A 7346-nucleotide genomic window follows, 5' to 3' on the forward strand; every position below is an offset into this window, starting at 1 on the left:
TAGATAACCGTCACGACATGACCGCCACTCCCCACGCCCTCGCCGTCGATCGCGTCACGCTCGAACTGGGTGGCCGCACGATCCTGCGCGACGTCAGCTTCTCGATCGAGCCCGGCGAATTCGTCGGCGTGCTCGGGCCGAACGGCGCGGGCAAGACGACGCTGATGCGCGCGGTGCTCGGCCTCGTCCCCGTGTCGGCCGGCACGCTGTCGGTCGGCGGCGTGCCGGTCGCGCGCGGCAACGCGTCGATCGGCTACATGCCGCAGATCAGGAGCGGCCTCGCGAACCGCCGGATGCGCGGCTACGATTTCGTCGCGATGGCCGCCGACGGCCATCGCTGGGGCTTGCCGCACACGAACGCGGCCACGCGCCGCGACGTCGATCGCGTGCTCGACCTCGTCGGCGGCCCGTCGCTCGCGCGCCGGCCGCTGTCCGAACTGTCGGGCGGCGAACGGCAGCGGCTGCTGCTCGCGCAATGCCTGCTCGGCACCCCGAAGCTGCTGCTGCTCGACGAGCCGCTGATCAGCCTCGACCCGAACCACCAGCGCGGCGTCGTCGAACTCGTGCGCAACGTGCAGCGCGAGCTCGGCATCACCGTGCTGTTCTCCGCGCACGAACTGAATCCGCTGCTGAATGCGCTCGACCGCGTGCTGTATCTCGGCAACGGCGTGGCCGCGCTCGGCACCGTCGACGAAGTGATCACCAAGCCCGTGCTGTCGCGGCTCTACGGCTCGCCGATCGACGTGATGCGCGTGAACGGCAAGATCTTCGTGATGTCCGGCGACGTCGAGATCGAGAAGCACGATCACGAACACGAGGACGACGACGGCCATTCGCACGGCGGTGGCGGCGGCCACGGCCATCACCACCACGGACACGCTCATCCCGGGCATTCGCACGATGTTTGAATACGACTTCATGATCAACGCGTTCGCCGCGTCGGGGATCGTCGCGGTGCTCGCGGGCATCGTCGGCTATTTCCTGGTGCTGCGCGGGCAGACCTTCGCCGGCCACGCGCTGTCGCACGTCGGTTTCACCGGCGCGACGGGCGCGGTGCTGCTCGGCCTCTCGCCGATCTGGGGGATGGTCGGCTTCACGCTCGCGGCCGGAATCGGCATGGGCGCGCTCGGCGAAAAGCTCGCGGGCCGCGACGTCGCGATCGGCGTGATCCTGTCCGGCGCGCTCGGCTTCGGCCTGCTGTTCCTGCATTTCTATACGTCGTTCGCGACACAGGTCACCGCGCTGCTGTTCGGCAACGTGCTCGCGGTCAGCCACGACACGCTCGCGGTGCTCGCGGGCATCGGCGCGGTAAGCCTCGCCGCGCTCGCGCTGATCGCGCGGCCGTTGTTGTTCGCATCGCTTCAACCTGAACTGGCCGAAGCCAAGGGCGTATCGCTGCGCACGGTGTCGATGCTGTTCCTCGCGGTGTGCGCGCTCGCGGTGGCCGCGGCGACGCAGATCGTCGGCGTGTTGCTCGTATTCACGCTGCTGGTGGGGCCGGCCGCGGCCGCGCAGAACGTGTCGACGCGACTGTCGACGGGCGTGCTGCTCGCCGCGCTGTTCGCGCTGTTCGAGGCGTGGGCCGGCATCGTGCTCGCGTATCACACCGACTGGCCGACGAGCTTCTGGATTACGGCGCTGTCGGCGCTGGTGTATGGCGCGAGCTTGTTGCGACGGGCATGATGTGTTGCATGCGTGCGGATGGCGTTACGAGATCGCTCTCCATGCGCACACAACCGTTGCCGCGAGGATCAGGAACCCGATCCAGGGTTTGGCACCTGCGGCACCGGCTCTCTTGAGCAACACGACCTGTGTGATCGCAACGACCATGAGCAACGCATAGCTGACAAGTATATGGTCGCCAGCTTCGTCCTTGATTGCGTCGACCGCGACGGATGGATCGATTTCATGCATCCACGCATACTTGCTTCCGGTGATCGTAATAACGACGAGCAATCCGATGACGCATGCGACATGAATGACGAAGCGAAGGAGACGAGCCATGTTTGCATCCCGATGCATTACCGGATGAGTCGAGCGAAGCGCGACCAATATTCCGAGTGTTTGCACTGCCGTGCGAAGCTGCATGCTCACCGGGCCGAACGATGTCATCGCTGGATGACGCGTCAGTGTCAGATGCCTGTCGACGAACGGCGGACCACTCCAGTCAAACGTGCGCACTTCGAATGCAACGCGATCGATGAATTCAGGATCGCCGCCGACCTCAATCCAACATACGCCCGCGAGCATTTCCCGGGGTAGACGGTGGCGCCCTGCTGCTGCCCGGATATGGGGCTTGTTGTGCATGACCCACGCATCCTTGAACGCCTGGATGTACTTGATGCCACTACTCCATCGCTCGGGCACAAGTTTCCACGCAAACAGATTGATCCCCCCAGTTCAGGGAGTTGTTTGATACCTCGCAAACCATGTCGCTCATTCAGGTCAAAGCCTCACTCGAACAAATTTCACCACGATTAAATCGTCGATCATTATTCGGCGAATCGATTCGACTTCCTATAGAACGAGTAAGAATTTGCGGCGGCAGGTGTTTTTTTCGGGCGGATGCCCCGGTGGAATGCGTAACGAAGGATGACAGCCACGTCGCCCGTTGAAGCGCAACGACGTGGCGTCAGGGACGGCTCACCGCGCCAGCACGCGCGCATGATGCGCGAGGTGATCGGCGATGAACGTCGAGATGAAGTAGTACCCGTGGTCGTAGCCCGGATGACGGCGCAGCGTCAGCGGCTGGCCAGCCTTCGCGCACGCGGCTTCGAATACGTCGGGATTCAGTTGGTTCGCGAGGAACTGATCGGCGAGCCCCTGATCGACGAGGATGCCGTCCGCGAACTTCGGCGCATCGGCGCGCGCGACCAGTTCGCTCGCGTCGTGCGCCTTCCACGCGTCGCGATCGGCGCCCAGATAGCCCGAGAATGCTTTCTCGCCCCATGGGCAGCGCGTCGGCGCGGCGATCGGCGCGAACGCCGACACCGACCGGTACAGGCCCGGATGACGCAGCGCGAGCGTCAGCGCGCCGTGCCCGCCCATCGAGTGGCCGAAGATGCCGAGCCGCGCGCCGTCGATCGGCAGCTCGGCCACGACGAGCTCGCGCAGCTCGCCGGTCACGTACGACTCCATCCGGTAATGCGTCGACCACGGCGCTTCGGTCGCATCGACGTAGAAACCCGCGCCGACGCCGAAGTCCCACGCATCGGTCTCGCCCGGCACGCCCGCACCGCGCGGGCTCGTGTCGGGCATCACGAGCGCGATCCCGTGCTGCGCCGCGTATTGCTGCGCGCCGGCCTTGATCGCGAACGTCTCGTCGGTGCATGTGAGCCCCGCGAGATAGAACAGCGCCGGCACGCGATCCTGCGCGGCCTGCGGCGGCAGGTACACCGAGAACTTCATCGGCAGGCCGATGGCCGCCGAATCGTGACGGTAGAAACGCTGCTCGCCGCCGTGGCACGCATGCGAGGAAACGAGTTCGAGCATGGCGATGTGCTCCCGGTCAGTACAGCACGACCGAGCGGATCGACTCGCCGGCCTTCATCAGGTCGAAGCCTTCGTTGATCCGATCGAGCGGCAGCGTGTGCGTGATCAGGTCGTCGATGTTGATCTTGCCTTCCATGTACCAGTCGACGATCTTCGGCACGTCGGTGCGGCCGCGCGCGCCGCCGAACGCCGAGCCCTTCCACTCGCGGCCCGTCACCAGCTGGAACGGACGCGTGCTGATTTCCTCGCCCGCCGCCGCCACGCCGATAATGAACGACTGGCCCCAGCCCTTGTGCGTGCATTCGAGCGCCTGGCGCATCAGCTTCACGTTGCCGACGCATTCGAACGAGTAGTCGGCGCCGCCGTCGGTCAGCTGCACGATGTGGTCGACGACGTTCTCGACTTCGTTCGGGTTGATGAAGTGCGTCATCCCGAACTTCCTCGCGAGCTCGACGCGCTTCGGGTTGATGTCGACGCCGATGATCTTGTCCGCGCCGACCATCTTCGCGCCCTGGATCACGTTCAGGCCGATCCCGCCGAGGCCGAACACGACCACGTTCGCACCGGCCTCGACCTTCGCCGAGTACACGACCGCGCCGACGCCCGTCGTCACGCCGCAGCCGATGTAGCAGATCTTGTCGAACGGCGCGTCCTCGCGCACCTTCGCGACCGCGATCTCCGGCACGACGATGTAGTTCGAGAACGTCGACGTGCCCATGTAGTGGAACAGCGGCTTGCCGTCGAGCGAGAAGCGCGACGTCGCGTCCGGCATCAGGCCCTTGCCCTGCGTCGCGCGGATCTTCTGGCACAGGTTGGTCTTGCGCGACAGGCAGAACTTGCACTCGCGGCATTCGGGCGTGTAGAGCGGAATCACGTGATCGCCCTTCCTCACGGTGCCGACGCCGGGGCCGACGTCGACCACCACGCCCGCGCCCTCGTGGCCGAGGATCGCCGGGAAGATCCCTTCCGGATCGGCGCCCGACAGCGTGTAGTAGTCGGTATGGCAGATGCCCGTCGCCTTCACTTCGATCAGCACTTCGCCGGCGCGCGGCCCTTCGAGATCGACTTCCTCGATCGTCAGCGGCGCACCGGCCTTCCATGCAATCGCGGCTTTCGTTTTCATCGTGTCACTCCTGTGTGTCTGTGAGATCGGCCCGGGCCGGCGCGTCGACGCCGGCCCGGGTGTCATGCAAAGCGTCGAATCCGTGCCGCGTGGCACGGCGCAAGAATATCGTGCTCGCCATGATGGCGGCTCCCGCCGCGCATCGCGTGCGCGAAACGGTCGCCGGCTTGCCAGGATGCGTCATCGCCGACGCAAAAGAACAAGTGCCCGAGTTTAAACGCCCGTCGTGAACCATGCATCCGTGCGGGCGTACAGATCGACGAAGCGCGCGTGGCGCGCGGCCAGCAGGCAGTCATCGCGCGGCGCGGCGACCGGCGACGCGCTCGGCGCCAGCGCGCGCAACGCATCCTCGCGCCAATGCCCGATCGCGACGCCCGCGAGCAGCGCGGCGCCGCGCGTCGCGGCGTTCGGGCAATCGATCGCGTGCAGCGACGCGCCGAGCGCGTCGGCGAGTAACTGGCGCCAACGCGGATCGACCGAGCCGCCGCCCGCGAGACGCAGCGTCGTCACCGCGTCGCGGCGATCGGCGTCGCGGATCGCATCGAGCCCCGCGCGCAACGCGAACGCAACGCCTTCGAACGCGGCGCGCATCATCGCGCCGCGCGTGTCGCCGAGCCCGAGGCCGAGCCAGCCGCCGCGCGCATCGGGGTTCATCCAAGGCGAACGCTCGCCGGTCAGGTACGGCAGAAAACACAGCCGTTCGGACGCCGGCTGCGCGAACGCATCGTCGTACGCGTCGGCCCATCGCGCGTAGCCGAGCCAGCCGCGCACGGCTTCGAGCGCGAGCCCGACGTTCTGCATCGCCGCCATCGTGTAGTAGCCGCCGCCCGTCGCCGCACGATAGCGATGCAAGCCGCGCCGCACGGGCGGCAACGCATCCGCGAGCACGACGATCTGCCCGCCGCTTCCCGTCGTCAGCAGGGCATCGCCTGCCGCGACCAGCCCGCTGCCGAGCGCCGCGCACGCGGTATCGGCCGCGCCCGTCGCGAGCGGCACGCCGGCCGGCAGGCCAAGCGCGGCGGCGGCCTGCGCGCCGAGCACGCCGCAGCGCGCGGTGGACGCACGAACCGGCGCAAAGCGGTCGGCCGGCAGGCCGAGCGTGTCGATCAATGGGCTGTCCCACGCGCCGTCGGGCGTCGCGAGCGCCGTTGCGCACGCGTCGCTCGGATCGGCGGCGACGTCGCCGCCGAGCGCGATGCGCAGCCAGTCCTTCGGCTGCACGGCCCAGCGCGCGGCACGCAGTGCGTCGGGTTCATGCGTCGCCAGCCAGCGCAACAGCGGGCCCGCCATGCCGGGCGCGACGGGGTTCGGGGCGGCGGGGTTCGGGGCGGCGGGCAATCCGGCGGCGGACGATCCGGGGGCTGGCCAGCCGGCCGCGTCCGCTTCGCGCACCGCGCGCGTGTCGGGCCACAGCAGCGCGGGCCGCACCGGCTGGCCAGCCGCGTCGATCAGCACGACGCCATGCATCTGGCCCGAAAAGCCGATCGCCGCGACCTGCGCGCGTTCGTCGGCCGGCAGCCGCGCGGCCGCGCGCACGAGCGCCTGCCACCACGCGTCGGGCGCGATTTCCGCCCAGCCGGGCCGCGGCGACGACAACCCATAAGGTTCGCTCGCGACGGCCCGCTCGACGCCGTCGGCATCGAGCGTGACGAGTTTGACGGAGCCGGTGCCGAGATCGATTCCGAGCAGGCGCATGACGTGAAGAGGATTCGTATGAACGGATGCCGATGATAACGGGATCGCGATGTGCGCCCCGCTTTTTGCCACCGCTTCGACGCATCGAATGTGCGGTCGGGCCGCCGCGTTCCATCGGGCGGCACCTTGCACGCAAAAGCAACCGTTCGCGGGTTAACCCGGCACGATTTGCACACACCGCTTTTTGCCACTATGCGGCCCACCCGATACACACCATAAAGCACCCCATATTTGACAGGGGGGCCGGCGCTATTTTGAAGCGCTATAAAACCGGTACACCTCACTCCCGCGGCAGTTTCCCGATGATCGCCCTCCTCTTCCATATCGAAATGGCATATCGAACCAGCAAAGAACGGAATAGAACCCAGTGCTCTTGTTGCATGGATTCATTCCGAATAACTTCGTATCACCCCGAAAACAAGATCATGGAGTGAGACAGATGCAATCGAACACGGTCCATCCGTGCGATGAGGTGCTGCCGACCGGCAAGCTGGTAACGCTTGGTCTGCAACACGTCCTCGTCATGTACGCCGGCGCCGTCGCCGTGCCGCTTATCGTCGGCGCGGCGCTCAAGCTGCCGAAAGACCAGATCGCGTTCCTGATCAGCGCCGATCTGTTTTCCTGCGGCATCGCCACGCTGATCCAGACGCTGGGCCTGTGGATCTTCGGGATCCGCCTGCCCGTCATCATGGGCTGCACGTTCGCGGCCGTCGGCCCGATGATCGCGATCGGCACGAACCCCGGCCTCGGCATTCTCGATATCTTCGGTTCGACCATCGCGGCCGGCATCATCGGCATCGTGCTCGCGCCGATGATCGGCAAGCTGCTGCGGTTCTTCCCGCCCGTGGTCGTCGGCACGGTGATCGCCGTGATCGGGCTGTCGCTGATGGAAGTGGGCATCAACTGGGCGGCCGGCGGCGTCGGCAACCCCGAGTACGGCAGCCCCGTCTATCTCGGCCTGTCGCTGCTCGTGCTCACGCTGATCCTGCTGATCAACAAGTTCGGCCGCGGCTTCGTCGCGAACATCTCGGTGCTG

At 66.8% G+C, this 7346-nt stretch carries 8 protein-coding genes; 4 read left to right on the forward strand and 4 right to left on the reverse strand.

What is annotated here, in order from left to right:
* The first annotated feature begins 17 nt into the window (after positions 1-17).
* Positions 18-908, forward strand: coding sequence for an ABC transporter ATP-binding protein (locus AC3IFE_RS25600; protein WP_089468325.1), 891 nt, complete (start codon positions 18-20; stop codon positions 906-908).
* Complete coding sequence (locus AC3IFE_RS25605; RefSeq protein ID WP_089468786.1) at positions 901-1683, forward strand: metal ABC transporter permease; 783 nt, start codon at positions 901-903, stop codon at positions 1681-1683. Before AC3IFE_RS25600 ends, AC3IFE_RS25605 begins: the two co-directional genes overlap by 8 nt.
* Before the next feature lie 24 nt (positions 1684-1707).
* On the opposite strand, the gene AC3IFE_RS25610 is transcribed toward AC3IFE_RS25605, so the two are convergent.
* The 3 genes from AC3IFE_RS25610 to AC3IFE_RS25620 all read right to left on the reverse strand — a co-directional run bounded on the left by AC3IFE_RS25610 (position 1708) and on the right by AC3IFE_RS25620 (position 4615).
* On the reverse strand, positions 1708-2307 hold the full coding sequence (locus AC3IFE_RS25610) for a hypothetical protein (protein ID WP_489192799.1): 600 nt from the start codon (positions 2305-2307) through the stop codon (positions 1708-1710).
* A gap of 336 nt (positions 2308-2643) precedes the next feature.
* The gene (fghA, locus tag AC3IFE_RS25615) at positions 2644-3492 is read right to left on the reverse strand and encodes an S-formylglutathione hydrolase (protein WP_089468326.1); all 849 of its coding nucleotides are present in this window, start codon (positions 3490-3492) and stop codon (positions 2644-2646) included.
* 16 nt (positions 3493-3508) lie between these two features.
* Positions 3509-4615 carry an S-(hydroxymethyl)glutathione dehydrogenase/class III alcohol dehydrogenase gene (locus tag AC3IFE_RS25620; RefSeq protein WP_489192801.1) on the reverse strand — a complete coding sequence of 369 codons (1107 nt, stop codon included), beginning with the start codon at positions 4613-4615 and terminating at the stop codon, positions 3509-3511.
* 89 nt (positions 4616-4704) lie between these two features.
* On the opposite strand from AC3IFE_RS25620, the gene AC3IFE_RS25625 reads away from it, so the two are divergent.
* Complete coding sequence (locus AC3IFE_RS25625) at positions 4705-4845, forward strand: hypothetical protein (protein ID WP_489192803.1); 141 nt, start codon at positions 4705-4707, stop codon at positions 4843-4845.
* Here AC3IFE_RS25625 and AC3IFE_RS25630 read toward each other — a convergent pair.
* On the reverse strand, positions 4829-6310 hold the full coding sequence (locus AC3IFE_RS25630) for a xylulokinase (RefSeq protein ID WP_489192805.1): 1482 nt from the start codon (positions 6308-6310) through the stop codon (positions 4829-4831). The genes AC3IFE_RS25625 and AC3IFE_RS25630 overlap by 17 nt on opposite strands.
* A gap of 439 nt (positions 6311-6749) precedes the next feature.
* Between AC3IFE_RS25630 and AC3IFE_RS25635 the strand changes: the two genes are divergently transcribed.
* Positions 6750-7346 (forward strand): solute carrier family 23 protein (locus AC3IFE_RS25635; RefSeq protein ID WP_489192807.1); only part of this gene is annotated, 597 nt, incomplete at its 3' end.

It is taken from the genome of Burkholderia sp. APQ4-4ca (assembly GCF_057837105.1).

Bases quoted from the DNA above. Each gene is read 5' to 3' on its own strand.
- AC3IFE_RS25620 (WP_489192801.1), bottom strand. From the start codon at position 4,615: ATGAAAACGAAAGCCGCGATTGCATGGAAGGCCGGTGCGCCGCTGACG.
- AC3IFE_RS25610 (WP_489192799.1), bottom strand. From the start codon at position 2,307: ATGCACAACAAGCCCCATATCCGGGCAGCAGCAGGGCGCCACCGTCTA.
- AC3IFE_RS25630 (WP_489192805.1), bottom strand. From the start codon at position 6,310: ATGCGCCTGCTCGGAATCGATCTCGGCACCGGCTCCGTCAAACTCGTC.
- fghA (WP_089468326.1), bottom strand. From the start codon at position 3,492: ATGCTCGAACTCGTTTCCTCGCATGCGTGCCACGGCGGCGAGCAGCGT.
- AC3IFE_RS25600 (WP_089468325.1), top strand. From the start codon at position 18: ATGACCGCCACTCCCCACGCCCTCGCCGTCGATCGCGTCACGCTCGAA.
- AC3IFE_RS25605 (WP_089468786.1), top strand. From the start codon at position 901: ATGTTTGAATACGACTTCATGATCAACGCGTTCGCCGCGTCGGGGATC.